Genomic DNA, 1,334 nt, shown 5'->3' on the forward strand with positions numbered 1-1,334 from the left:
ACCTGCGGCTGGATCACCTCCTTTCTAAGGATTCTTCTTTGGATCTGCGGTCCGGTTCTGCCGGCTCGCTGTGAGCCTCGGCTCATCCATCGAAGGTCATTGGATACAAGGGTTCAGTCAGAACCCATTTTGCGGGACGGACGCCGTCCTCGTTTCTCTTCCTCACCAGATAGCGCGATCGGCGCACCGTCTTCGGCCTCGGGCCGATCCGGCGTGTCTCGATCGCTCTGGGCCTGTAGCTCAGGTGGTTAGAGCGCACCCCTGATAAGGGTGAGGTCGGACGTTCGAGTCGTCCCAGGCCCACCACGACACGGGACGCTCCGCCCGCCGGCGCTGACCCCTTGGGGCCATAGCTCAGTTGGGAGAGCGCGTGCTTTGCAAGCATGAGGTCGTCGGTTCGATCCCGTCTGGCTCCACCATTGTTTGGGACCTGGCGCCGCAGCGGCGGCGACGGTCCGAACGCAATGCCGGGCCTGGCTATCTGGAACACAGTTTGCCGCGGCAGACGATTGACGAGGACCGTAGGGTTCGGTCGATCGCGTCGATTGGCGAAGACATCAGTGACATCGTGAAGAGGGAATGTGGCCGTTGGGGGCGCGAAAGCGTCTACCCTGGCGGTCATGTTCGGCAAGCATACGGTGATTGGATCGGAAACGATCCGATCACTGGTCTTTTTGTGACCGTGTCGCGCTGATCGGCCAGCCTTACGGCTGTCGGATCAGCGACGGACATCGATCACGAGAGCGATCAAGTGCCTTAAGAGCATTCGGTGGATGCCTTGGCGCTGAGAGGCGATGAAGGACGTGGTACGCTGCGATAAGCCTTGGGGAGCTGCGAACGAGCTTTGATCCAGGGATTTCCGAATGGGGGAACCCACCTTCGATTTTTTGTCATGTGGCCCTGGAGTTTTGGCTTCCGGTCCGCATGATGAAAGGTCAATGAAGGTATCAGACCTTGAATAAAATAGGGGTTTGAAGCGAACCCGGGGAACTGAAACATCTCAGTACCCGGAGGAAAGGACATCAACGAGACTCCGTCAGTAGTGGCGAGCGAACGCGGATCAGGCCAGTGCCTGTGGTGAGTTTACCGGAACGGTCTGGAAAGGCCGGCGTGATGGGTGACAGCCCCGTACGGGACGGACGAACCACAGGACTCGAGTAGGGCGGGACACGTGAAATCCTGTCTGAACATGGGGGGACCACCCTCCAAGCCTAAGTACTCCTCAGCGACCGATAGCGAACCAGTACCGTGAGGGAAAGGTGAAAAGCACCCCGACGAGGGGAGTGAAACAGCACCTGAAACCGGATGCTTACAAACAGTGGGAGCTCAAGGTT

At 58.8% G+C, this 1,334-nt stretch carries 2 tRNA genes and 1 rRNA gene; all 3 read left to right on the plus strand.

Annotated elements, in window-relative coordinates:
• The first annotated feature begins 229 nt into the window (after positions 1-229).
• A tRNA-Ile gene (locus AC0IY0_RS28675) sits at positions 230-306 on the plus strand.
• Between the two features lie 37 nt (positions 307-343).
• A tRNA-Ala gene (locus AC0IY0_RS28680) sits at positions 344-419 on the plus strand.
• A gap of 326 nt (positions 420-745) precedes the next feature.
• Positions 746-1,334 (plus strand): 23S ribosomal RNA (locus AC0IY0_RS28685); the annotation flags it as partial.

It is taken from the genome of Methylobacterium sp. AC315 (genome assembly GCF_979253755.1).